This is a genomic window from Parasedimentitalea maritima (assembly GCF_005771405.1).
Taxonomy (GTDB): domain Bacteria; phylum Pseudomonadota; class Alphaproteobacteria; order Rhodobacterales; family Rhodobacteraceae; genus Parasedimentitalea; species Parasedimentitalea maritima.
The window spans coordinates 111,508-136,316 of sequence record NZ_VAUA01000009.1; the positions used below are offsets into that span (position 1 = coordinate 111,508).

24 protein-coding genes and 1 tRNA gene are annotated in these 24,809 nt (G+C 55.6%); 17 read left to right on the plus strand and 8 right to left on the minus strand.

Annotated elements, in window-relative coordinates:
* Positions 1-16: 16 nt before the first annotated feature.
* Positions 17-397 carry a YraN family protein gene (locus tag FEE96_RS17235; RefSeq protein WP_138164365.1) on the minus strand — a complete coding sequence of 127 codons (381 nt, stop codon included), beginning with the start codon at positions 395-397 and terminating at the stop codon, positions 17-19.
* Positions 398-400: 3 nt separating this feature from the next.
* Positions 401-1,261: a 16S rRNA (cytidine(1402)-2'-O)-methyltransferase gene (gene rsmI / locus FEE96_RS17240; protein ID WP_138164366.1), complete on the minus strand. Its 861-nt coding sequence runs from the start codon at positions 1,259-1,261 to the stop codon at positions 401-403.
* An 87-nt stretch (positions 1,262-1,348) separates the two neighbouring features.
* On the opposite strand from rsmI, the gene FEE96_RS17245 reads away from it, so the two are divergent.
* From FEE96_RS17245 to FEE96_RS17265, 5 genes are all read left to right on the plus strand, one after another.
* Positions 1,349-2,521 (plus strand): penicillin-binding protein activator, encoded by a 1,173-nt coding sequence (locus FEE96_RS17245; protein ID WP_138164367.1) that lies wholly within the window; start codon positions 1,349-1,351, stop codon positions 2,519-2,521.
* On the plus strand, positions 2,481-5,309 hold the full coding sequence (locus tag FEE96_RS17250; RefSeq protein WP_171021747.1) for a [protein-PII] uridylyltransferase: 2,829 nt from the start codon (positions 2,481-2,483) through the stop codon (positions 5,307-5,309). Before FEE96_RS17245 ends, FEE96_RS17250 begins: the two co-directional genes overlap by 41 nt.
* Positions 5,306-6,856 carry a murein biosynthesis integral membrane protein MurJ gene (gene murJ / locus FEE96_RS17255; protein ID WP_138164368.1) on the plus strand — a complete coding sequence of 517 codons (1,551 nt, stop codon included), beginning with the start codon at positions 5,306-5,308 and terminating at the stop codon, positions 6,854-6,856. Before FEE96_RS17250 ends, murJ begins: the two co-directional genes overlap by 4 nt.
* Positions 6,853-7,440, plus strand: a complete 588-nt coding sequence (locus FEE96_RS17260) for a Crp/Fnr family transcriptional regulator (RefSeq protein WP_138164369.1) — start codon at positions 6,853-6,855, stop codon at positions 7,438-7,440. The genes murJ and FEE96_RS17260 overlap by 4 nt, the downstream gene beginning before the upstream one ends.
* A gap of 71 nt (positions 7,441-7,511) precedes the next feature.
* The gene (locus FEE96_RS17265) at positions 7,512-7,709 is read left to right on the plus strand and encodes a YgaP family membrane protein (protein ID WP_138164370.1); all 198 of its coding nucleotides are present in this window, start codon (positions 7,512-7,514) and stop codon (positions 7,707-7,709) included.
* 94 nt (positions 7,710-7,803) lie between these two features.
* On the opposite strand, the gene FEE96_RS17270 is transcribed toward FEE96_RS17265, so the two are convergent.
* Positions 7,804-8,490 carry a rhomboid family intramembrane serine protease gene (locus FEE96_RS17270; RefSeq protein WP_138164371.1) on the minus strand — a complete coding sequence of 229 codons (687 nt, stop codon included), beginning with the start codon at positions 8,488-8,490 and terminating at the stop codon, positions 7,804-7,806.
* A 125-nt stretch (positions 8,491-8,615) separates the two neighbouring features.
* Between FEE96_RS17270 and trpS the strand changes: the two genes are divergently transcribed.
* Together trpS and FEE96_RS17280 are read left to right on the plus strand one after the other, a co-directional pair.
* A complete protein-coding gene (gene trpS / locus FEE96_RS17275) occupies positions 8,616-9,644 on the plus strand; it encodes a tryptophan--tRNA ligase (protein ID WP_138164481.1) in 1,029 nt (342 codons plus the stop codon).
* A 58-nt stretch (positions 9,645-9,702) separates the two neighbouring features.
* Positions 9,703-9,909 carry a cold-shock protein gene (locus FEE96_RS17280; protein ID WP_127750132.1) on the plus strand — a complete coding sequence of 69 codons (207 nt, stop codon included), beginning with the start codon at positions 9,703-9,705 and terminating at the stop codon, positions 9,907-9,909.
* 167 nt (positions 9,910-10,076) lie between these two features.
* On the opposite strand, the gene FEE96_RS17285 is transcribed toward FEE96_RS17280, so the two are convergent.
* From FEE96_RS17285 to paaG, 4 genes are read right to left on the minus strand one after another with little or no spacing between them, the layout of a single operon-like run.
* Positions 10,077-10,673: a TetR/AcrR family transcriptional regulator gene (locus tag FEE96_RS17285; protein ID WP_138164372.1), complete on the minus strand. Its 597-nt coding sequence runs from the start codon at positions 10,671-10,673 to the stop codon at positions 10,077-10,079.
* A gap of 4 nt (positions 10,674-10,677) precedes the next feature.
* Positions 10,678-11,988: a phenylacetate--CoA ligase PaaK gene (paaK, locus tag FEE96_RS17290; RefSeq protein ID WP_138164373.1), complete on the minus strand. Its 1,311-nt coding sequence runs from the start codon at positions 11,986-11,988 to the stop codon at positions 10,678-10,680.
* 15 nt (positions 11,989-12,003) lie between these two features.
* Positions 12,004-12,429, minus strand: coding sequence for a hydroxyphenylacetyl-CoA thioesterase PaaI (gene paaI, locus FEE96_RS17295; protein WP_138164374.1), 426 nt, complete (start codon positions 12,427-12,429; stop codon positions 12,004-12,006).
* A 2-nt stretch (positions 12,430-12,431) separates the two neighbouring features.
* Positions 12,432-13,217: a 2-(1,2-epoxy-1,2-dihydrophenyl)acetyl-CoA isomerase PaaG gene (gene paaG, locus FEE96_RS17300; RefSeq protein WP_138164375.1), complete on the minus strand. Its 786-nt coding sequence runs from the start codon at positions 13,215-13,217 to the stop codon at positions 12,432-12,434.
* 122 nt (positions 13,218-13,339) lie between these two features.
* Here paaG and paaZ point away from each other — a divergent pair, with 122 nt between their 5' ends.
* From paaZ to FEE96_RS24140, 5 genes are all read left to right on the plus strand, one after another.
* On the plus strand, positions 13,340-15,370 hold the full coding sequence (gene paaZ / locus FEE96_RS17305) for a phenylacetic acid degradation bifunctional protein PaaZ (RefSeq protein WP_138164376.1): 2,031 nt from the start codon (positions 13,340-13,342) through the stop codon (positions 15,368-15,370).
* 96 nt (positions 15,371-15,466) lie between these two features.
* Entirely contained in the window at positions 15,467-16,270 is an 804-nt protein-coding gene (locus FEE96_RS17310) for a PaaX family transcriptional regulator C-terminal domain-containing protein (RefSeq protein WP_138164377.1), read from the plus strand.
* A gap of 27 nt (positions 16,271-16,297) precedes the next feature.
* Positions 16,298-17,254, plus strand: a complete 957-nt coding sequence (locus FEE96_RS17315; protein ID WP_138164378.1) for an alpha/beta hydrolase — start codon at positions 16,298-16,300, stop codon at positions 17,252-17,254.
* 137 nt (positions 17,255-17,391) lie between these two features.
* A tRNA-Met gene (locus FEE96_RS17320) sits at positions 17,392-17,468 on the plus strand.
* A gap of 246 nt (positions 17,469-17,714) precedes the next feature.
* Positions 17,715-17,978 (plus strand): S-adenosylmethionine decarboxylase, encoded by a 264-nt coding sequence (locus tag FEE96_RS24140; protein WP_212744794.1) that lies wholly within the window; start codon positions 17,715-17,717, stop codon positions 17,976-17,978.
* A 374-nt stretch (positions 17,979-18,352) separates the two neighbouring features.
* Here the strand turns inward: FEE96_RS24140 and FEE96_RS17330 are convergent, their stop codons facing one another.
* A complete protein-coding gene (locus FEE96_RS17330; RefSeq protein ID WP_138164380.1) occupies positions 18,353-19,225 on the minus strand; it encodes a MurR/RpiR family transcriptional regulator in 873 nt (290 codons plus the stop codon).
* A 148-nt stretch (positions 19,226-19,373) separates the two neighbouring features.
* Here FEE96_RS17330 and FEE96_RS17335 point away from each other — a divergent pair, with 148 nt between their 5' ends.
* From FEE96_RS17335 to FEE96_RS17355, 5 genes are all read left to right on the plus strand, one after another.
* Positions 19,374-20,159, plus strand: coding sequence for an N-formylglutamate amidohydrolase (locus tag FEE96_RS17335; RefSeq protein ID WP_138164381.1), 786 nt, complete (start codon positions 19,374-19,376; stop codon positions 20,157-20,159).
* Entirely contained in the window at positions 20,152-20,748 is a 597-nt protein-coding gene (locus tag FEE96_RS17340; protein ID WP_138164382.1) for a TRAP transporter small permease subunit, read from the plus strand. Before FEE96_RS17335 ends, FEE96_RS17340 begins: the two co-directional genes overlap by 8 nt.
* Positions 20,748-22,250 carry a TRAP transporter large permease gene (locus FEE96_RS17345; RefSeq protein WP_138164383.1) on the plus strand — a complete coding sequence of 501 codons (1,503 nt, stop codon included), beginning with the start codon at positions 20,748-20,750 and terminating at the stop codon, positions 22,248-22,250. Before FEE96_RS17340 ends, FEE96_RS17345 begins: the two co-directional genes overlap by 1 nt.
* Positions 22,251-22,302: 52 nt before the next feature.
* The gene (locus tag FEE96_RS17350) at positions 22,303-23,337 is read left to right on the plus strand and encodes a TRAP transporter substrate-binding protein (protein WP_138164384.1); all 1,035 of its coding nucleotides are present in this window, start codon (positions 22,303-22,305) and stop codon (positions 23,335-23,337) included.
* Positions 23,338-23,442: 105 nt separating this feature from the next.
* Positions 23,443-24,795, plus strand: coding sequence for a glutamine synthetase family protein (locus FEE96_RS17355; protein ID WP_138164385.1), 1,353 nt, complete (start codon positions 23,443-23,445; stop codon positions 24,793-24,795).
* Positions 24,796-24,809: the final 14 nt, after the last annotated feature.

Sequence of the window (24,809 nt, forward strand, 5' to 3'; positions counted from 1 at the left end):
GACTATGTTCAATGGGTCAACCCTGACCAAAAGCATTTTCAATGATTTCGATCTCACCCGACCCACCAACCAAAGCCACATCAAAGCGCGCTTCGGTCAGCTGGCCTGCTGGTTCATGTTCTAAAAATTGGCCCGCGCTGGCATAAATCCGGTTGATCTGTGCCTGACTGATCCGCAGGGCAGCGCGGGCTTTGATTTTACTGTGCTTCACTTCAACAAACACCAGAGCTGCACCCTGACGTAGAATAAGATCAATCTCTCCGCCAGCGCCACGCCAGCGCCGTTCGGCCAGTTGATAGCCGCGTTGTTCATAATGACGAAGCACCAAGTCTTCGGCAGCGGCTCCTGCCAGATAGGCCCGCTGACCGCGATCATGTGGATCCTTTGGCCCCGCCATTGCTTATTCAGCATCCTTGGGCAGCTTAAGAGCCATCTGATAAACCTTGCGACGCGGCAGGTCGTGGAGCTTCGACACGATATCGGCTGCATCTTTGACGGAGTTTTCCCTTAGGGCCGCACGCAAATCGCTTTCCAGATCCTCTGGGTTCACATCTTTGGTGTGAGAACGATCAACCAGAACAACAATTTCGCCCTTCACCCCATTTTCGGCCAGTTGTGCAGCCAGTTCGCTGAGCGAAGCGCGACGGACTTCTTCAAATTTCTTGGTTATCTCCCGACACAGCGCCGCTGGGCGGTCGCCAAGAACCTCAGCCATATCCGCCAGCGAGGCGGCTACCCGTTTGGGGGATTCGTAAAAGATCAAAGTGCCGGGGATTCGACTGACTTCTTCTAATCGTTTTCGGCGAGCACCGCTGGCATTTGGGAGAAAGCCGGCAAAAAAGAAGGCATCGGTGGGCAGCCCGGCCAGCGTCAGTGCTGCAAGCCCCGCCGACGCACCCGGCGCCACCGTGACCGCGTGGCCCGCTTCGGCAGCGGCGCGGCTAAGATCATACCCGGGATCCGCGATAAGCGGCATACCTGCTTCGGAGGCATAGGCGACTGACTTGCCTTCAGCCAATGACGCAAGCAGCCCTGCACGGGCGCCCGTACCGCTGTGATCGTGGTAGGCAATGACCCGACGCCCCTCCAAAGGCACGCCGTGGATTTCCATCAATCGTCGCAGGGAACGGGTGTCTTCTGCTGCAATAACCTCAGCCGAGGCGAGCACATCCAGCGCCCGAAGCGTGATGTCGCGTGCAGTCCCAATTGGAGTGGCAACAAAGTGCAGCCCTGGAGACAATCTGACTTTCTGGTGATTCAACGCTGGACCCGCCTATATCGTCGTTTATTATTCCCCCCAACACCAACACGGCGTATCACCGCCGGATCAGGGAGTTTTAAGTCTATTATGTTTGCTGTTTTCAAGCCCGCCCGCAAGGCCGCACTCGCGGCTATCTTCGCCGTCTCCTCAATTGCTCTGAGCGCCTGTGACCCGATTGGGACCGGCGGCGGCCCAACCATCAACACATCAAAGCCCGTTCCAGTGGCGCTATTGGTCCCGCGGGGGTCTGCGCAACAGGGTGATGCGGTTCTGGCGCAAAGTTTGGAAAATGCTGCGAGACTGGCAATCGCCGATTTGCAGGGTATTCAAATCGACCTGAAAGTCTATGACACTGCAGGCAATCCAGCGACAGCTGCAGCCGCTGCGACGCAAGCGATCAGTGACGGCGCGCGCATCATTTTGGGGCCAGTCTATGCAGAGGCCGCAAATGCTGCTGGAGTGGCGGCAGCCAAACGTAATGTAAACGTGCTGGCTTTTTCCAACAATTCCGCCATTGCCGGTGGCAATGTCTTCATCTTGGGCGCAACATTTGATAATACCGCCCGTCGCCTGACCAGCTATGCCGCCCGCCAGGGCAAAGGAAATATGTTGGTGGTCAGTGGTGACGATGCTGCCGGCCAAGCCGGGCGTGCGTCAATCCAAAATGCTGCCGCAGCGACCGGTGCGAATGTTGTTGGTAACGTCAGCTATGAATTGTCTCAACAGAGCGTAATCAACTCGGTTCAAACAATTCGCGACTCTGCGGCAAGCAAAGGCGCGACATCAATCTTTATGACGGCCACCACCGCCGGGGCGCTCCCATTGCTCACTCAGTTGCTGCCAGAAGCTGGCCTCGATCCTGCGACCACTCAGTACATTGGCCTGACACGCTGGGACATCCCGGCACAGACATTGGCGTTACCCGGGGTCCAAGGTGGCTGGTTTGCGTTGCCAGACCCAACAAAATCCACACAGTTTCGCGACCGCTATAGTGCCACCTACGGCGGCGCCCCCCACTCTATTGGCGGGCTGGCTTATGACGGTATTGCTGCCATCGGCGCGCTGGTTAGTGCAGGCAAATCGGACGCTCTGACCGGAGCCGCCCTTACACAGGGATCTGGTTTCCAAGGAGTCAGCGGCATCTTCCGCCTGCGTCCTGACGGCACTAACGACCGTGGCCTTGCCATCGCAACAATCCAAGAACAGAAGGTCGTTGTCATTGACCCAGCCCCAAGCAGCTTTACCGGCGCCGGATTCTGATCCGGCGGCCAGGGCCATTACCCGTTTTCCATTGGCCCTGGGCCCACTGGTCTGTGATCCATCTGCGATTTTCGACAGCGAAAAAATTCGATCACAGATCGATGATTTGGCCACCAGCAAAGACAACGCCACCTTGCGTGGCGAAGTTGTCCAGCTTTTGCGGGACGCCAACAAGGCCGGGCGGGCGTTGATCGCCGAGCAGTTCGCAAAAGCGCCCTTTGATGCCCGCCCCATGACCCGATCTTATACGTTTCTCACTGACGGGCTGGTCACTTCGGCCTTGTACGCAGCTATTGAAATTATGCATCCTGCCGCGACGCCAACCAGCAGTGAACGTATCGCTGTTATCTCGGTCGGCGGCTACGGTCGTGGTGAAATGGCACCAGCTTCGGATGTCGATCTGTTGTTCTTAACCCCCTACAAGATCACAGCCTGGGCCGAGAGCGTCATAGAATCGATGCTCTACATTCTGTGGGATCTGAAGCTGAAGGTTGGCCACGCCAGTCGCACCATCCATGATTGTCTAAGATTAGGGCGCGAAGATTTCACCATCCGAACCGCGATGCTGGAGCACCGGTTTCTAGCAGGTGATCAGGACCTGGCCGACGAGCTGGACCAACGGTTGACGCGTGATCTGTTTCAGGGAACCGCTCACGAGTTCATCGAGGCCAAGTTGTCTGAACGCGAAGCGCGCCATATCAAGCAGGGCCAACGCTATATGGTCGAGCCCAATGTGAAAGAGGGCAAAGGCGGATTGCGGGATCTGCAATCGATGTATTGGATCGCCAAATATCTGTACCAGGTGCAAGACACCGCCGAACTGGTGCCACTGGGCCTGTTTGAATCGGAAGAGTTCGATCTGTTTGCCAAGGCCGAAAACTTCCTCTGGGCGGCGCGATCCCACCTGCATTTACTGACCAAGCGCGCCTCTGAAGTTTTGTCGTTCGACATGCAGGTCGAGGTCGCCGAACGTATGGGCTACCAGGATGTGGCTGGCCGTCGCGCTGTCGAAATTTTCATGCAGGATTATTTCCGCCATGCCACCACGGTGGGGGATCTGACCCGGATTTTTCTGACCAAACTTGAGGCCAGCCACCAGAAAGGTGAACCCTTGCTGGAGCGGCTGTTTCGTCGTCGCCCCAAGACCAAACCGGGTTACACGGTGGTGAATAACCGTCTGGACGTCGTTGAGCCTGAGACTTTTTTGAACGACAAATTGAACCTGTTGCGGCTCTTCGAGGAAGGCCTGCGCACGGGAATGTTGATCCACCCCGACGCGATGCGGTTGGTCACGGCCAATTTGGACTTGATCGATGATGATTTCCGCAAGACTCCCGAAGCGCGCCGGATTTTTCTAGACCTCCTGCTGAAACACGGTAATCCCGAACGCGCCTTGCGGCGCATGAACGAACTGGGCGTGCTGTCAGCGTTCTTGCCCGAATTTGCCCCCATTGTCGCGATGATGCAGTTCAACATGTATCATTCCTATACTGTGGACGAACATACGATTCAGGTCATCGTGAATTTTGCTGCAATTGAGCGGGAAGAACTGGAAGAAGAATTACCTCTCAGCTCAAAAATCATGCGCAAAGGGCTGAACCGCAAGGTCCTGATGGTGGCAATGCTGTTGCACGACATCGGCAAGGGCCAGCCTGTTGATCACTCAATTTTGGGGGCGCAGATCGCGCGTAAGGTGGCGCCGCGGCTTGGACTGAACAAAGCCGACAGTGAAACCGTGGAATGGCTGGTGCGCTATCACTTGCTTATGTCGGATATGGCGCAGAAACGTGACATCGCCGATCCTCGCACCGTACGGGATTTTGCCAAGGCTGTGAAAACAGTGAAACGGCTGGACCTGCTAACCGTGCTGACCGTTTGTGACATTCGTGGCGTTGGACCAAACACGTGGAACAACTGGAAAGCGGCACTATTGCGGGCGCTGTATAAGCAGACCCGCGAAGCGCTGGAGAACGGCATGGAGGCGCTGAACCGCGAACTGCGCGGTACCAGCGCCAAAAAAGCACTGCGGGCAGCTCTTCCGGATTGGCCCAAAGCTGTGCTCAAGAAAGAAACAGCACGTCATTATGATCCGTACTGGCAGGGATTGCATATCACTGGCCATGTGGATTTTGCCGAAATGCTGCGTGAACTGGAGCAAAGCGAGGACCCGGGGAACATCGTTATCCGGTTGTTTCCTGATGACGACCGTGATGCCACGCGGGCTTGTTTTGTGATGCCAGACCACCCCGGAATTTTTGCCCGTGTGGCCGGCGCATTGGCACTGGTTGGGGCCAACGTCGTTGACGCGCGCAGTTATACCACCAAAGACGGCTACGTCACCGATGCCTTCTGGATCCAGGATGCCGAAGGTCACCCGTTTGAGGCGTCGCGCCTGCCCCGCCTTCGCCAGATGATCCGCAGAACCCTAAAAGGGGAAGTCGTCGCCCGTGATGCATTTAAGGCGCGTGATAAAATCAAGAAACGCGAGCGCGCCTTTAACGTGCCAACCCATATCACCTTTGATAATGACGGATCCGAGATTTACACCATCATCGAAGTCGACACGCGCGACCGCCCTGGTTTGCTTTATGATCTGGCCCGCACCCTGACGGCTGCAAATGTCTATGTCGCCAATGCCGTCATCGCGACATATGGCGAACAGGTGGTCGATACGTTTTACGTCAAAGATATGTTTGGACTGAAATACTACGCGGCCTCAAAGCAACGGTTTCTTGAAAACAAGTTGCGCACAGCAATCGCCGAAGGCGCAAAGCGGGCACGGACATGAAGCCAATCAAATTGTTATCCGGGTTCCTGACCGTTGGGTTCTGGACCCTCGCCAGCCGTATTCTTGGCTTTGCACGTGAGATCCTACTGACCGCCTATGTCGGGCCAGGCCCGGTGATGGATGCCTTTGTCGCAGCTTTCCGTCTGCCCAACATGTTTCGTCGCTTCTTTGCCGAGGGCGCGTTTAACGCCGCTTTTGTCCCAATGTTTGCCAAAAAATTTGAGGCCGGCGACGATGCACAGGGTTTTGCCCAATCGGCCCTCAATTTACTTCTGACAGCCGTTTTGGTGCTTGTTGGGCTCGGCATGGTGTTCATGCCAGCATTGGTCTGGGCAACAGCCAGCGGCTTTTCTGGCGACATGCGCTTCGACATGACCGTTGGTTTTGGCTATATCATGTTCCCCTACATTCTGCTCATGTCTTTAGCTGCGCTGTTTTCCGGCGTCCTGAACGCCACTGGCCGGTTTGCCGCGGCGGCTGCGGCCCCAGTGCTGCTGAACATCTTTGCCTGTTCGGCAATGGTGGCTGGGGCTGTGCTTGGCGGCGAGGTAATCATATGGCTGGTCTGGACCATACCCGTGGCAGGCGTGGCGCAGCTGGCTCTGGTATGGGGGGCAGCCGAACGTGCAGGCATTCGTCTGCGCATTGGAAGACCCCGCCTAACCCAAGAAATGCGCAATCTGGTACGGGTCGCGGTTCCGGCAGCATTGGCTATGGGGGTGACACAGATCAATCTGGTGGTGGGTCAACTGGTGGCTTCGGATATTGAAAACGCTGTAAGCTGGCTGTTTGTGGCCGACCGGTTGTATCAACTGCCATTGGGCGTCGTAGGAATTGCCGTCGGCATCGTATTGCTGCCTGACCTGTCACGCCGGTTGCGCGCTGGGGACGATACCGGTGCACGGGATGCTTTTTCCCGCGCTGGAGAGTTCTCGCTTATGCTGACGATCCCCTCAACTGTTGCCTTTCTGGTGATGCCGATACCGCTGGTGTCGGTGCTGTATGAACGCGGAGCAACAGGCCCTGAAGATGTCACCGCCATTGCCCTCGCGGTTGCTGTCTACGGCGTGGGCTTGCCCTCATTTGTGCTGCACAAGCTGCTGCAACCACTGTATTTCGCCCGCGAAGACACCAAATCACCGTTCCGCTTTGCACTGGTAGCGATGGTGGTGAACGCAGCACTGGCCTTTGGCCTGAAACCAGTGGTCGGCTGGATAGCCCCTGCTGTCGCAGCCTCGGCCGCAGGCTGGGTGATGGTGGCCCTACTGATGTTCGGAGCGCGGGGCATGGGGGAGGTCGCCCGCTTTGACACCCGTTTTCACCGTCGTATCTGGCGCATCGTAGCTGCATCTGCTGTGATGGGTGTGATTCTGCTAGCACTGGTATCAACATTTGGCTGGCTCTTCACCCTGCCAAGCTGGCGGTATCTGGCTCTTCTGGGCCTGATCATTCTTGGCGCAATCAGCTACTTCGGTGCGGGTCAACTTCTTGGCGCTTTCAAACTGGGTGAATTCAAACGTGCCATGCGCCGCGGCGGCCACACATGACCCAGCTGACATGCCCCGCTGGAACCGTTCTGTTCACACCCGGTCAGGACTGCCCCGGCTTTGTGCGCCTGACCAAAGGTACGGTGCGCGTCTCGCTCACCGCAGCCAACGGGCGCGAGGTGGTGCTGTACCGGGTTGGCCCGGGGGACGTCTGCCTGCAAACCTTTGCCTGCTTGACCGATGGTAGAACCTACTCTGCAGAAGGGATTGCCGAAACGCCGCTTAGCGGCGAAATCATGCCCCACGCTGATTTTCGCAGTGCAATGACCCGCGACGACGCATTTCGCACCGAAATCATGACTGCGGTTGCACGCCGCTTTGGAGATTATGAGCAGCTGGTCGAAGACGTCGCCCTCACCGGGTTTGATGCGCGGTTGGCCCGGGTGCTGCTGCGACTGGCTGATGATCAGGGGCGTCTGTCAATCACACATGAGGCTTTAGCCGCCGAAACGGCATCAGGACGCGCTTTTGTCAGCCGTCGTCTACGTGAACTGTCTCGTCTGGAACTGGTTGAAACACACCGTGGCGGGTTGCAAATCCTGGACCGCCCCGGATTAATTGCTGTTTCTCAAGACCAACGGTGACACTGTCACCGACAGCCCAAGCCTCAGGGGCTAAAGTCCGTTCAAACGCGCTAGTTTGAAAGGAAAAGAACATGCCTCGCAACGAAGGCTCCCTAGACCGCGCCCTGCGCATCATCCTCGGATGTGCACTGCTGTCATTGATTTTCATCGGTCCGCAAACCATGTGGGGGCTCGTCGGAATCATCCCGCTGGCCACTGGTTTGATGGGCTTTTGCCCACTTTACCGGATCATCGGTCTCAACACCTGCCCATTGAAGAAACAGAGCTAGAGACCGCCACAGCGCCGCGCCTCTGCGCGGCGCTACGCCCAACGCCTTGTGGCTCATCGACGATGAGTTTCAAAGGGGGCGGGAGTGCACCATCTTAGTCGCGGCGGATATTGCTTCGAATGCGGGCCCAACCGCCCGGAGCAAGGAAAAATGACAACCCAAATCCAGTTGCAAACCCTGCCAAATCCGCAACCCAGTCCTTTTGGCCACCAAACAGCAGACCAAACAGCAGCTGAATCCCCATCAAAAACGCAATCAGTGTAAAGGCGCGGCTTTGCTGGGCACCAACCAGCGCCAAAGATCGCCAAAGCAGATACGTAAAGGCTCCGATCAGCCCGTAGACCGCAGGGAAGCCACCGTAGAGCCACTGGGATGAGTTCACCAACAGCGCATAACCCAGCGCCCCCCCGATACCTGAGAGCAGAAAAATCACGACCATGGCGAGATTTCCCATGACCTCACCAACCATTTTTCCCATGGCCAAAACAAACACACAGACAAACAACGCCTGGGTAAAGGCACCATGCACAAAGGTGTAGGACACAAATCGGATCATGTGCTCAGCTGGCCAGCGATCCGTTTCCCACATCGACCAGAAGAGCTCACTGTGAAAGCCGTAGGTGTGCAGGGCATCTAGCCGCCACCCTATCGCGCTGGGGCCTCCAATGATGCCACGTGCGCCGAGGGAAAACACCAGCTCGATCCCCATGATGAACAAAGCCAGCGCCACCACGGCAGGGGGGAGTGTATTAACCGGTGATGGATTGGGATCGCTGCTCATTTCAATAACTCCTTGGCCACATGTGGCTGTTCTTTAACCATCTCAGGACGTGCCGCCTGTTGACGATAGCTGATCCCATGGGTAAGGCACCTGAGATCGTAATTCCAGACGGGAGTTATCGCCAGATGAGCGAAACCAGTTTTACCCCGCGTGTGTTCTCGGGCATTCAGCCGTCCGGCAACCTGCACCTGGGCAACTACTTGGGCGCAATCAAGCGCTTTGTCGATATGCAGGGCTCGGATTTCGAGACCGTTTATTGCATGGTGGACATGCATGCGATCACCGTCTGGCAAAATCCCCAGGACCTGATGAAATCCACCCGCGAGTTGTGCGCCGGGTTCATCGCCAGTGGCATCGACCCAGAACAGTCGATCCTAATCAATCAGAGTCAGGTCCCTGAGCACGCCCAACTGGCGTGGATCTTCAACTGCATCGCCCGCATGGGCTGGATGCAGCGGATGACTCAGTTTAAGGACAAGGCTGGTAAGAACTCACAGAACGCCTCATTGGGGCTGTTTGCTTACCCTGCGCTGATGGCCGCGGACATTCTGGTCTACCACGCCACCCACGTACCCGTGGGCGACGATCAGAAACAACATCTGGAGCTGACCCGCGACATCGCGGCCAAGTTCAACCATGACTATGGCGTTGATTTCTTCCCGATGACCGAACCGGTGATCAAAGGTGCCGCTACACGGGTGATGAGCTTGCGGGATGGGTCGAAGAAAATGTCAAAATCGGACGCATCAGATGCAAGCCGTATCAACATGACAGATGACGCGGACACATTGGCCAAAAAGATCCGCAAGGCGAAAACTGATCCGGATGCGCTACCAAGTGAAGCCAAGGGTCTGGAAGAGCGCCCCGAGGCGCGCAATCTCGTCAATATCTATGCTGCACTGAACGACCAAAGCGTCGACGCCGTGCTGTCCGAGGTTGGTGGCAAACAATTTGGCGAATTCAAGCCGATGCTGGCTGAATTGGCGGTTGCCAAGCTTGCTCCAATCGCGGAAGAAATGGCAAGATTGATGAATGAGCAAACAGAGATTGACCGCATACTGTCTCGTGGTGCAGAACGGGCGCGAGAAATCACTGCGCCGATTCTGCGCAAGACATATGACATTGTGGGTATGGTTCCGCCTACCACATTGTAATAACTGAACGACAACAAGCCCTTACACGTTGTTTGGGCGACATACTGGAGAAAATCGGATGGCTAACGGCACCGTAAAATGGTTTAACGCAACTAAAGGTTTCGGCTTTATTGAGCCAGAAGCAGGCGGAAAAGACGTGTTTGTACACATTTCTGCTGTTGAGCGTTCGGGCCTGAACGGCCTCAACGACAACCAGAAAGTTTCCTACGAGCTGGAAACTGGCCGTGATGGCAAAGAATCTGCTGGTTCGCTGAAACTGCTGTAAATCAGTTTCTTGCAGCTTGAGCTGCAGACATTTAGAAGCCGCCCTTTTCAAGGGCGGCTTCTTTCATTTCATGAGAGCACAAATCGATCTTAAACAGAGCCCTGCCCCCCGAAAATGACGGGAAAGCCGGTGATGCATTGGAAACCGGCGTCAGTGACTGTTCGTGGTCAGATCCCGCTTACCCCGTTCAGCGTCAAGCTAGAAACCATACTGGCATAGTCTTCCCGCGCCTGTGTTCCTGCACCTGAATTCCACATATAGTACCAATTCAGCATACCAAACACTGACATCGTCGCCGCACGCAACTTGGCTGCATCATGGTCAAAGACCTGTGGCGCAGCTCTGCGCAGGGTATCACTCATGTGCTGAACCAATTCGCGCTGGTAGCCCCTGAGCAGGGCCTGTTGGTCCTCTGGTAGAGCCGCCATGGCGCTAATCTGCACCTGATGTTCATGATCGGCCCCCTGATAGGCCTGCAGTATCCCAGAAACAATCCGGTGCAACTGCTGATCTGGCACTAACCCCTGCAGATCCAGCCCGCAAACTCGGTCTCGCAGATCACGCAGGTAACTGTCGAGAATATCAAAAAGGATGGCATCTTTGCTATCGTAGTAGTGATAGATATTGGCCTTTGAGATCCCACATTCACGCGCAAGCTGGGTCATTGAAGCGCGGTCAAATCCCTGCTCCGCAAACACCTTGGCTGCGGATTTCAGGATTTGTTCACGCTTCTGATCATGGTCCTTAGCAATCGTTCGGGCCATTTTGTTACCCTTTATGGCGGTTATCAACAACTCGGACGGCCTTACCCTGCGACCGTGCAACAGATCCGGGATCGCCTGTGATCACCTCGGTCGAAACACCTACTATATCCTTGATCCGTTTAGTCAACATTCGTGCCGCCGCGGTTTTTGACAGTTCATTTGCCGCACCTGGCTCTGCCTCAACAAATACACGCATCGCATCCATACGTCCGGATTTATACAGCTCGATCTGGAAATAGGGGGCTAGACCACCGGTGGCCATCACCTGCTCTTCGATCTGCGTCGGGAACACGTTCACACCACGCAGGATAATCATGTCATCACTACGCCCGGTGATCTTCTCCATCCGCCGCATCGAACGGGCTGTACCTGGCAGCAACCGGGTCAGGTCACGGGTGCGGTAGCGGACCATTGGCAGGCCCTCCTTGGTGAGAGTGGTGAAGACCAATTCACCCATCTCGCCGTCCTCGACTACCTCTCCAGTAACCGGGTCGATTATCTCGGGGTAGAAATGATCTTCCCAGATGTGCAGCCCATCTTTGGTTTCGACGCATTCATTGGCCACTCCGGGGCCCATGATTTCAGACAGCCCGTAGATGTCCACGGCATGCATATCAAAGGCCGCTTCGACCTCTTGCCGCATAGCATTGGTCCAGGGTTCCGCGCCAAAAATACCCACAGACAGTGACGAGTCGCGTGGATCCAGCCCCTGTTTGTGGAACTGCTCCAGGATATTCAGCATATAGGATGGCGTGACCATGATGCCGTCAGGTTTAAAGTCATTGATCAGGCCGACCTGTTTCTCGGTCTGGCCTCCACCCATTGGCACCACTGTCGCCCCAAGCCGCTCGATGCCGTAATGCGCGCCCAGGCCGCCAGTAAACAGCCCATAGCCATAGGCGTTGTGTATCATATCACCGCGCCGCAATCCCGAGGCACGCAGGGATCGCGCAAGCAGGTCAGCCCAGTTGCTGATGTCATTGGCTGTATAGCCCACCACAGTTGCCTTACCTGTGGTACCCGACGACGCGTGTAGCCGCATGATCTGCTCACGCGGCACCGCAAACAGGCCAAAGGGATAGTTGTCACGCAGGTCGTTTTTGTAGGTGAATGGGAACTTGGACAGGTCCGATAGAGATTGCAAGTCGTCGGGGTGAACGCCCGCTTCGTCGAACCGTTGCTTATACATCGGGACGTTGTCATAGGCGTGGCGCAACGACCATTTCATCCGCTCCAGCTGCAGCGAGCGAATTTCATCGATTGAGGCAACTTCGATGGCTTCTAGATCGGATTTCTTAGGGCTCAGGTCTTTCATAGCGTCGTCCTCATTCTATTCGTCAAATAACTGGCCCTTGATCGCCCGGGAGAAACCCCGAAATTCTGCGATTTTCTGGCCGGTCTGATTGGTCACTGTCACGTCATAGATCCCACTACGTCCAGTCAGCGAGACCTCGCTGGCGCTGGCCGTCAACCGGTCACCCAGCTGGCCCAGCGCAGTAAAACTAATCATGTTGTGCTGTGCTACAGTGGATTGGTTGCGGCTGTTGCAGGCAAAGGCGAAGGCGCTATCGGCGAGCATGAACGTGACGCCACCGTGGCATATACCATGGCCGTTGCAATGATGCTGCGCCACAGTCAGTTCCAAGGTGGCAACCCCCTCATCCATATGGGTGATCTCCATCCCGGCCCATTTAGAGGCGTGATCGTCGGCCCACATGGCCGCTGCAGATTTTTCGGCCCTGAGTTTTGGTGTCATTACTATTTACCTTTGAATTCTGGTGCACGCTTTTGCAGGAAGGAAGCAACGCCTTCTGCATAATCTGCGCTTTCACCACAGGTTTTCATCGCATCTGCTTCAATTTCCAGCTGATCACTTAAGCTATTGGTGGCCGAGGCCTGAATGGTCATTTTAGTCAGCCCCAAACCCAACGTCGGGCCATTGGCTAGCTTTCCAGCCAAGGCTCGCGCCTGAGCCATCAAATCAACGTCAGGATAGGCCTTCCAGATCAAACCCCAGTCTTCGGCCTTCTGGGCGGGCAATGGCTCGCCAGTCAGAGCCAAGCCTTTGGCACGGGCCTCGCCCAGCAAATGCGGCAGATGCCAGCTGCCACCTGTGTCGGGGATCAATCCAACCTTGGAAAACGACTGAATGAACTTGGCACTCTCACAGGCCAGCACCAAATCACATGCCAAAGCCAAATTGGCCCCGGCCCCAGCGGCCACGCCATTCACCGCACAAATCACCGGGAATTCCAGCGATCGGATCAACCGCACCAATGGTGCATAAAAGGTGCGAACTGTGTTGCCCAAATCTGGCGGACCATCTGACTTTGACGGATCACGATCCCCCAAATCCTGCCCAGCGCAAAATCCGCGCCCTGCCCCGGTCAGCAGCACTGCGCGGGCGCCACCATCACGGGCAACTTCCAGTGCTGCGCGCAGGGCATAGTGCATCTCATCGTTAAAGGCGTTCAAACGATCCGGACGATTAAGGGTGATTTCCACCCAGGTTCCGTGATCCTCTGTCAGAATTGACGCAGTCATATGACTATCCCCTATCTATGCGCAGTGCCCTAATGGCCGTTTTGACAAATTTCTTGCATAAACCGACCGGTTGGTCAATATATTCTGCAACCCTACCAACTCTCACGTTCAAGGAGCGCGACATGAGCATTCAACAGGTTTCCAGTTTTGCCGCGGGCCAATGGATCACCCCCGGTGCCGGGGCACGCAACATCGCAAGCGCCATCACCGGTGACGTCATCGCAACCGCCGGCAACGACGCGCTGGATGTGCAATCTATGCTCGATCACGCCCGCAGTGTTGGTGGCCCCGCCCTACGTGCGCTGACATTCCATGACCGTGCCCGAATGCTCAAAGCACTGGCCGCTCATCTGAACCAACACAAACAGACCCTATACGAGGCGTCTTTTGACACTGGCGCGACCCAAAATGATCACATGATCGATGTGGATGGCGGAATTGGCACCATGTTTGTGTTTGCCTCCAAAGGGCGGCGGGAAATGCCCGATGGGCAAGTCTATCTGGATGGAGACGTCGAGCAGCTTAGCCGCCACGGAACCTTTCTAGGCCAGCATATTTGCACACCGCTGCAGGGTGTTGCCGTTCACATCAACGCGTTCAATTTCCCCGTTTGGGGCATGCTGGAAAAGCTAGCACCGACACTGTTGGCTGGCGTACCGGCAATTGTGAAGCCTGCCACCAACAGTTGCTATGTCACTGAGCTGGCAGTGCGGTTGATGCTGGACAGCGGCATTTTGCCAGCTGGCGCGCTGCAATTGGTTTCAGGCGGGCTTGGCGATATGCTGGACCATCTGGGCATGATGGATATGGTCAGTTTTACCGGATCAGCCAACACCGCGCTGAAACTACGATCTAACCCGGTAATCCTTGAAAACTCGGTCCGATTTGTCGCGGAACAAGACAGCCTGAATGGCTCTATCCTAGGCCCAGATGCCACCCCCGGAACGCCAGAGTTTGACTTGTTTATCAAAGAAGTCAGTCGGGAGATGACCACTAAGGCGGGTCAGAAATGTACTGCCGTCCGCCGCATCATCGCCCCCGATGCACAGGTTGAAGCAGTCATCGAAGCGCTGTCAGCCCGACTGGCAAAGACCACAATTGGTGATCCCCGACTGGACAGCACCCGGATGGGCGCTCTGGTCAGCAACAGTCAAAAGCGTGACGTGTTGGAAAAAGCCGCGATCATCGGTCAAGAAGCCACTCGGGTTTACGGAGACCCTGATAATTTCACGGTTGATGGAGCTGATGCCAACAAAGGCGCCTTTGTTCCGCCAATGCTGTTCCATTGCGCAGACCCTGATAATGCCCAGCGCGTCCACGATACCGAAGCCTTTGGTCCTGTCTCTACCGTGATGGGCTACCGCGATGTCGATCATGCTGTGGCGCTTGTGAACAAGGGTCAGGGCTCGCTGGTGGCCTCCGTCATCACCCACGATCCGGAGGTGGCCCGTCAGGTTGCATTGGGCGCGGGTGCATATCACGGGCGTCTGTATTTCAACAACCGGGACTCGATGAAGGAATCAACCGGCCACGGTTCTCCCCTGCCCCATATGGTCCACGGTGGCCCCGGTCGTGCAGGTGGTGGCGAAGAATTGGGCGGCGTACGAGGTGTGATGCATTACATGCAGCGTACCGCCATACAGGGTTCACCCGACATTCTGTCAGCCATTGGCCAGACGTGGGTTCCCGGTGGCACCGAAATCAAAGGTCCAGCCCATCCGTTCACACGCAAGTTTGGCGAGCTGGCGATTGGTGAAACCCTGCACAGCCCTTCGCGTATCGTCACACTTGAAGACATCGAAGCCTTCGCCAATTTTACCGGCGACACGTTTTATGCCCACATGGACGATGACGCCGCCAAGCGGAACCCGTTCTTCCCCGGCCGGGTGGCACATGGCTATTTGCTGTTATCCTTTGCCGCGGGCCTGTTTGTTGAGCCAAATGAGGGTCCGGTGCTGGCGAATACCGGGTTGGACAACCTGCGTTTCATGAAGCCAGTTTCGGCGGGTGATAGCATCAAAGTTCGCCTGACTGTCAAGAAAAAGACCCCCCGCAATGAGGAGTACGGCGAGGTGCGTTGGCATGTTACGCTGACCAATCAGGACGACGAACAAGTGGCTGAATACGAATTGCTGACTATGAACGCGTTCTAAGCGCAGAGCACTTCATACCCTCACAGGCTGAACAACAGACTGTCTATGAACGTAATTAGGCTGGTCTCCCCCCAAGGGGAGACCTACATAGGTTACATGATACATACAGATAACCCGTGCTTTGAAACCAGTGTTAACCTATTGAACGACCCGCAGAACCAGCGGGTTTGGTCGATTATCATCTCGCTTTTTGGCGACATGGCGCAACAACCCAAAGACCAAATCAGCGGCGGCGCACTGACCCGTGTTATTACACCTTTGGGTATTAAACCCGAAGCAATCAGAGTTGCCCTGCACCGGCTTCGTAAAGATGGCTGGATTGAAAGCGTTCGCTCTGGACGGGCCTCGGTTCATTACCTAACCGAGTTTGGCCGCACCCAATGCGCGGCAGTTACACCGCGGATCTATGCTCGTGAACCGGGGGCACCGCAAAGCTGGCATCTATTGATTGCCGCCGAGACCTGTGGTCAGGCAGCGTTGGACGAGGCATTGCTGCTGCCGGGCTATATTGCAGTTAACCGCACCACAGCATTGGGGTTTGGTCCAAAACCCGGAAAAACTCAGGATCTTCTGGCGCTGGATGCAGATAATTTGACTTTACCAAACTGGTTTAAAACTCAGCTGTTTCCTGCCGATTTATCAAATTCCTGTGCCGCCCTGCTAAAAGCAGTCAACGCGATCCCTGACCCAGCGCCGGATCTGAACTCAGCGCAGGTTGCCACGTTGCGTACGCTGATCGTGCACCGCTGGCGTCGTGTTGTGCTGCGCCACCCTGATTTGCCTGCCAGTTTTCACCCAGCAGGCTGGGTTGGTGAGGCTTGCCAAAGAAGGGTGTTTTCCTTGCTCGACCAACTGCCCCGTCCCGTTTTGGCTGACTTGTGCGAAACCCCAGAAATTTGACCAACTGCCACCAATCGGAGCCTGGCTATGACTGTTATTAACTCTCTTGCCCTGGCCGGTCTGGCACTGCCGGCAGCTTTTTTGTCGGCATCACATCTAAAAACCCGCCGTTTGGCGCGCAGGGCTGAAACCTTGGTGCCGCCCGTTGGTCAGTTGCAAATGGTACCCGGTGGCTCAATCCACTATGTTGAAATGGGCCCGCGAGAGGCGCCGCCACTGGTCTTGATCCATGGGCTGTCAGGACAGTTGCAGCATTTCACCTATGCCCTCGCGGAGCTGCTGACACCTGATTTTCGGGTCATCATCCTGGACCGCCCCGGCTGTGGCTATTCAACTCGCAATCAGGATCATCTCGCTACTCTGTCTGAGCAGGCGCGGATGATCCAAAGCTTTCTGGACCTGCGTAATGTAGATCAACCAATTCTGTGCGGCCATTCACTGGGTGGCGCTATTGCACTGGCAATGGCACTCAACGCACCACAGAAAATACGCGGGCTAGCACTATTGGCGCCTCTGACCCACCCGGTTGCTGATGCTGGCAGCTTTAAGGGACTAATCATACATTCCCCATTTATGCGCCGCCTGATTGCTCAGACGGTTGCAATCCCTGCCGCGCAACGCACTGCCACTGAAGTTCTGCAGCAGATTTTCGCTCCCTCCCCCTGCCCCGAGGATTTCCTGATCCAAGCGGGGGGCGCGCTTGGTCTACGTCCCAAGAGTTTTGTAGCCGCATCATCCGACGCCACGCTGGCCAGTGCTGGTATTGGGGAACAATCCCCCCGCTATGCCTCTGAGTTAAAGACACCCGGCGCGATCTTGTTTGGCTCCCAAGATGCGGTCCTTGACGTAAAGACAAATGGGAACGCCATGGAACAATATGGCCTGCACTGCGAAACCGAACCCAACCAGGGGCATATGCTGCCAATCACCGCACCAGCCCGGTGTAACCAGTTCATCCGGAACACTGTCGACAGTCGGTGCTGAGCCCAAACGCTCATCATTTCCAGCCAGCTGCAGGCCTCACTTCACCCCAGTCAGAAAAACACACCGCAATGCCCATTTGCAGTACTTTCTCTCTTGACCCCGCCCCGTGAACCTCCTAAATCGCCTGCACACGGCGTGGCGGTATAGCTCAGTTGGTTAGAGCAGCGGAATCATAATCCGCGTGTCCGGGGTTCAAGTCCCTGTACCGCCACCAAAACTCTTCTATCGCAAGAGTTTAAAGACCAGACCCCAAGTCGAAGATCTTATAGAAATTCTATTTTTGAAACGATGTCGCGAATGCGTGGACATTCAAGGAAACAATTGACGCCCCCATATGCTCTGGTCTGACAGGCATTTCGCGCAGATCGAAATCACTTCGACGAAACAAACACAAACGCTTGAAAGCCTGCCACCACACAGTCGACAGTTTCAACCAAATCACGAGCCAGAACATGCGCTAATGCGATCCGTGCAGGCGGTCGGTTCCAAGCTTATCGAGGTGAACACACACGATTTTGGTAACTGCATCGGATTTACCGGAGTAGCCCTGCTAGCGAAATCCATTATCTCCGCTCGCACTCAACCCGAGCATCGGTGTGTCGCCGTTGATCAACTGGCAGCGACCCCCGCCTATCTAACCGAAATTCAAAATTCGGCTCCGCAACTTTACAACAGGCCGCTTGGAGTGAAATCACAGATTGAGGTGCATGTCTTAGCTTATTAGACGTCAGGACCCATGGCGTTAGAAATAAGGAATGAGATCAACGTTTCATCATAGAAGTTGATACGCAGGATCAGTTGAACTTTCATCCCATGGTCTGGCGCGACCAGTCACAACAGCAGTTGCGGGTTGTCACCAAGGCTTGGCAATAAGGCGATGCGTGCCTCTCTGATGACAGCGATTCACAATATATTCGAACGGATGAGTACCGCCACCACGAGCAGTTGGCCCACCCAGCCCGGCCCAGGGTAAAGACCGATTCCGAAAGAGTTCTCCTTTCTGTCGCCGGTGATGGGCTGCCGTTCGTGGGGTCTTGAAAATATCCCAGTGTCACGCGCAACCTTACTGAGACGAAAACAACCTACAATCCCAAACCGTCAGGAAAATTTGCGGAACAGTCTTGTCATGTCGAACAGTTCATCCAGCCGGTCATAGCGATCTCGGGTTTCACTCCAGCCCTCTTCTTGGGTGGCTGCAATCATCGCCTCAAGCAACATCATGGTAGAGATGTTAGAATCCCAGGCTGACGGAATTTCGACCCAACAATTAAAGCTATGCTGCGCCACGGGTGCAATTGGACTGGCCCATTGATCGGTAATCAGGATGATCTTCACACCGCGATCAGCCGCCAGTTCTGCTAGCCGTTGCAGGTTGGTTTCATACCGCCGGACGTCGAACATCAGCAAAGTATCACCTTCGACCATATCCAGCACGTAATGAGGCCAGGTTGCTGAGGACGATGTCATATGAGTCACCCGCTGCCGGATCGCCTGAAAGTGGGTAAATGCATAATCGGCCAGCGCACGGGTGATACGCCCCCCAACCACATATAGCCGCCCTTCTGTGTTGGCCAATTTCCGTACCGCAGAGTCAAACTGTTCTGGATCAATATTAAACAATGTCTGACCAAGGTTATCTGTCACGGCCTGTGCAAATCTGTTCAGAAGATGCCCTTCGGGGGCCTCGGTGATCCATTTGTCACGCCGCTGAGTCGGCCCCGAAACCTTGGCTTCTAGCTCTTTCAGCAAGGCCTGCTGGAATTGAGGATAACCTTTAAAGCCAAGCTTTTGCACCATACGGGCCACAGTTGGCGTCGACACTTCAGCATTGGCTGCCACAATTGTAATCGATGCCAGCCCCGCAGCCGGATAGTTTTCTAGCAATGAGGTCGCGAACTTACGTTCTGATTGGGTCAATGAAGAATAGTGTTCGCGAAGCAATTCGCGGACGGTGGCGGTTGGATCGGTCAAAACTGCTGTCCCATTCTAATTGCCTACCTTTTAAGCACTTACCACACCAAAAACAATTCTCCTCTACGTCAGGTGTGGTCGTCTCTGAAAAGATATTGACACATTCAATCCTTCATGGAAAGATCTTTCCAAAATGGGAGAGGGCTGTATGTCATTGGGCGATTCCAACGCTTGCGCGAAGGTCGCGGAGATCAACAATCCGGAGGGATCCGGCGTTGCCTTGATTCTCTGTGAGCATGCCAGCAATCACATTCCCGAAGCCTATTCGGGCCTGGGATTGTTGCCGGCAGACCGGGACAGCCACGCGGCCTGGGATCCGGGCGCGCGAGCCATAGCACTCCATCTAAGCGAGGCACTAAATTCTCCGATGGTGGCCGGTCGGGTCTCGCGCCTAGTCTACGACTGCAATCGCCCACCCGAGGCAGTCTCGGCGATGCCCGAAAAATCAGAATTGGTCGAAGTTCCGGGCAACCGGAACCTGACAGACGCAGAGCGTCAGTTGCGGGTGGACGAAATCTACCGACCGTTTTGCCATGTCGTTAGCGATGTCATCACCAGCCGCAAGGCGGCAGGTATACAGACCGTTCTGATAACGATTCACAGCTTTACTCCGGTCTACTTTGGCCAGCAGCGAGCGGTGGAGATCGGCATTCTTCACGACGATGATCGCACGATGGCTGACGCCATGCTGGCCAACACCCATTCGCTGCAACACCGTCGGGTAGAGCGCAATCAGCCCTATGGTCCCCAGGATGGCGTGACGCATTCACTGCAATTGCATGGCCTGGCCAATGGTCTGGCAAATGTAATGATCGAAGTTCGCAACGATCTCCTGCGTACACCGGAAGATGAGGTCAAGATGGCCGAAGAATTGCTGGTCATGATTAAACCCGCTCTTGCCACGTTGGCGCAACAAGGGGGCGACAATGCCTAGAGTGATAACCGGATATATCCGTGGCGTGGACGCGATGAACCGCTTTATCGGCCGGATCGCAATGTATCTGATCTTTGTGCTGGTTGGCGTACTGCTGTGGTCATCAATCTCCAAGACGTTTTTCTATCCGTCGATCTGGACGCTAGAAACTGCGCAGTTTGTGATGGTTGCCTATTACATCCTTGGTGGCCCCTATTCGATCCAGATGGGATCAAACGTGCGGATGGACCTGTTTTATGGCGGCTGGTCGACCAAGACCAAAGCCTGGGTTGATGCCTTTACCGTGTTGTTCCTGATGTTCTATCTTGGCGTACTGCTCTTTGGCGCGGTGGGATCTACCGCCTATTCATTGGGCTATTTCGGACTCGAGCCGTTCTCGTTCTTCTGGGACCTGTTTGTCACGTTATTCACCGACGGTGTGTCAGGTGTCACTGAGAAAATAGGACACATGGAGCGCAGCCCAACCGCCTGGCGACCCTTCCTGTGGCCAGTAAAATCCATGCTTTGCGTCGGGGTCATACTGATGCTGATGCAAAGCCTTGCAGAACTGTTCCGGGATATCGGACGTCTTCGTGGAGTTGACCTCTGATGTCATATGAATTGATCGCAATCCTGATGTTCAGCGGCATGATGTTAATGCTGATGACTGGCCAGCGGGTGTTTGGCGCCATCGGCTTTATCGGAGCCGCCGCAGGTATGGCCCTGTGGGGCGTCGGGGGGTCGGATATTCCATTTGCGGCAGCGATGAAGCTGATGAAATGGTATCCGATGCTGACGCTGCCGATGTTCATTTTCATGGGCTATGTGCTGTCGGAATCCAAGATCGCCGATGATCTGTACAAGATGTTCCACGTCTGGATGGGACCGGTCAAAGGTGGTCTGGCGATTGGCACTATCGGCTTGATGGTTCTGGTGTCTGCCATGAACGGTCTGTCGGTTGCCGGTATGGCCATCGGTGCCACCATCGCCCTGCCCGAACTGCTGCGACGTGGTTATGACAAGGTATTGGTGACGGGTGTGGTTCAGGCCGGATCATCCCTGGGCATTTTGGTACCGCCATCTGTTGTGCTGGTGCTCTATGCGATGATCGCGCGGCAGCCGGTGGGTCAGCTGTGGCTGGCTGGGGTGCTGCCCGGACTGATGATGGCAACGATGTTTATCATCTACATCTACCTGCGCGCCCGTATTCAGCCGCATCTGGGGCCAGCCATGAAGCCCGAGGATCTGGCCGAGTTTGAACAGATTTCCGACCATCCGCTACGTCTGAACTTTATTGTCCTGGGTGCGCTGATCCTGTTGCCATTGCTGGCCATGACTGGCCTGTCCGATGCCAAGACCACCGCTGGTGTTGCGCTGGCTGCTGCGGTTGGCTCCTTTGCCCTGCGCCATAACCCGATGTTTTACACAGACGTGTTCATGAAAGAGAAACACCGCCTACTGTTCTCGGGCGTGCTGCCATTGGCGATCTTTGCCGCGATGATGGTCCCCTTTGTCAACGGCTGGACCTCGCTGGTGGAAAGCTCGGCTATTGGTGCGATGACCGCCTTTGTGGCTGCCGTGCTCAAGGGTCGGATGAACAAAGAGGTGTTTGAAACATCTGTCCGCTCGACCTTAGGTATTTCCTGCATGTTCATGTGGATTATCCTGGCCGCCCTTGGCTTTGGTGCGATTTTTGACGGGCTTGGCGCGGTAAACGCGATCAAGGACCTGTTCACCAGCCAGTTGGGTCTGAGCCCTTGGATGATCCTGATCCTGATGCAGGTCAGCTTCTTGCTGATGGGTACTTTCCTGGATGACACCGCGATGCTGGTGATCGTGGCGCCGCTCTATGTGCCGCTGGTCGGCGAGCTGGGCTTTGATCTGATCTGGTATGGCGTGCTCTACACCATCACCACTCAGATCGCCTATATGACACCGCCATTTGGCTACAACCTGTTCCTGATGCGGGCGATGGCCCCGCCCGAGATTTCGTTGCGCGACATCTACATCTCGATCATCCCCTTTGCGCTGATCATGGTGTGTGCGTTGGCTCTGGTGATGGTGTTCCCACAGATTGCCACATGGCTACCTGACTACGTTTACGGAAAATAATCCCAAAAAGAGCCCCGCCAGGGGGCCGCATTCTTAACAAGGAGAAACGACTATGACGACAAGACGTAAGTTTTTAGCCGCAGCTGGTGCCGGTGCAGTTGCTGCACCACTGGCGACACCTGCTATTGCACAATCTACTATCAAATGGCGCATGCAGACCTATGCAGGTGCTTCGCTGGGTGAGCACGTGATCAAGCCAGCCATCGACATGTTCAACAAGATCGCAGGCGACCGCATGCAGATCGAACTGTTCTATGCTGATCAGCTGGTCCCAACTGGCGAGCTGTTCCGTGCCATGCAACGCGGCACTATTGATGCGGTACAGTCCGACGATGACTCGATGGCGTCGCCTACCGAAGTCACCGTATTTGGCGGCTACTTCCCGTTTGGTTCGCGCTACAGCCTGGACGTGCCTGTGCTGTTCAACCAGTACGGCCTGAACGAGATTTGGGACGAAGAGTACTCCAAGGTTGGTGTCAAGCACATCTCGGCTGGTGCATGGGATCCGTGCCACTTTGCCACCAAAGACCCAATCCGGTCTTTGGCTGACCTGAAGGGCAAGCGCGTCTTTACCTTCCCAACTGCTGGTCGCTTCCTGAGCCAGTTCGGCGTTGTTCCAGTGACACTGCCATGGGAAGACATCGAAGTTGCGGTTCAAACAGGCGAGCTGGACGGTATTGCATGGTCCGGTATCACCGAAGATTACACCGTTGGCTGGGCTGACGTGACCAACTATTTCCTGACCAACAACATCTCGGGCGCATGGGCTGGCTCTTTCTTTGCCAACCAGGATCGCTGGAACGAACTGCCAGAAGACATGCAGACCCTGTTCCGTGCTTGCTGTGACCAGTCGCACTACTATCGTCAGTGGTGGTACTGGGGTGGCGAAGCATCGCTGCGGGTCAATGGTCCAAAAATGGAGCTCACCTCGATCCCTGATGAAGAGTGGAAGACCGTCGAAGACGCAGCGGTTAAATTCTGGGATGAAATCGCAGCCGAAAGCCCAACAAAGGCCAAGGTTGTCGAGATCTTCAAGAAGTACAACGCCGACATGCAGGCGGCTGGCCGCCCTTACCGTTACGGCTAAGACTAACTACATATCATCGGAGTTGGCCCCCTGCGGGCCAGCTCCTTTCATTGACAAATTCCGGATGCAACTTGATTGCCCGGCCTAACATTACAAAGGTTGCTCATGCTTTCCTTCGACACGCTTAAAGAACAGGTCGCCGATGGCACCGTTGATACCGTTCTGGTCTGCCTGGTGGACATGCAGGGCCGCCTGATGGGCAAACGCTTCCATGCTGGTCACTTTGTGGCAGGCGCATGGGAAGAAACCCATTGCTGCAACTACCTACTGGCCACCGATCTGCAGATGGCCACACCTGACGGTTATGAATCCACCAGCTGGGAACGCGGCTATGGCGATTACGTCATGAAGCCCGATCTGGCGACGCTGCGCCCAGTACCGTGGCTAGAGGGCACCGTGATGGTGCTCTGTGACGTACTGGATCACCACACCCACAAAGAAGTCCCCCACTCGCCGCGTGCGATCCTGAAGAAGCAGGTTCAGCGTTTGCAAACCATGGGCTACGAGCCGATGACCGCCACCGAACTGGAGTTTTTCCTGTTCGAGAAGAGCTTTGATGAGATCCGCAAGTCTGGCTACCGCGATCTGGAGCCGATTTCTGGCGTCAACGAAGATTACAACATCATGCAAACCTCGCGCGAGGAACACGTGATGCGCCCGATCCGCAACCATCTGTGGGATGCGGGCCTGCCGATCGAGAACTCTAAGGGCGAAGCCGAGACCGGTCAGGAAGAGCTGAACATCAAATATGCCAATGCGATGAGCACGGCCGAATACCACACCATCGCCAAACACGCGATCAAAGAGATCGCACATCAAGAAGGCCACGCGGTGACCTTCCTGCCCAAGTGGAGCCACGACAAGGTTGGATCGTCTAGCCACGTGCACCAGTCACTTTGGAAAGATGGCGCGCCTGCGTTCTTTGATGAGAGCGACCCGCTAGGCATGTCACCGCTGATGAAGAACTACATGGCGGGCCTGCTGAAATACGCGCCCGACTACACCGCCTTCATGGCGCCCTACATCAATAGCTACAAACGCTTCATGAAGGGCACCTTTGCCCCGACCCGCATCATCTGGTCAGTCGACAACCGTACCGCTGGTTATCGACTGTGCGGTGTTGGCTCCAAGGCGATCCGTGTGGAATGCCGCATTCCGGGCTCCGACATGAACCCTTATCTGGCGATGGCAGCCATGTTGGCCGCCGGCATTGCCGGGATCGAGGAAGGTCTGGAGCTGCAAGAGCCAAGCAAGGGTGACGTCTATCAGGGCAACACCGGCATGATCCCGGGCACCCTGCGTGATGCAGCGGCCACGTTGAAGGGGTCCGAGATGCTACGCGCCGCTTTGGGTGATGATGTAGTCGACCACTACACCCGCGCGGCTGAGGTCGAGGTCGAGGACTTTGATCGTGTTGTGACCGACTATGAAATCGCCCGTGGTTTCGAACAGGTCTGATTAAATTCGAATTC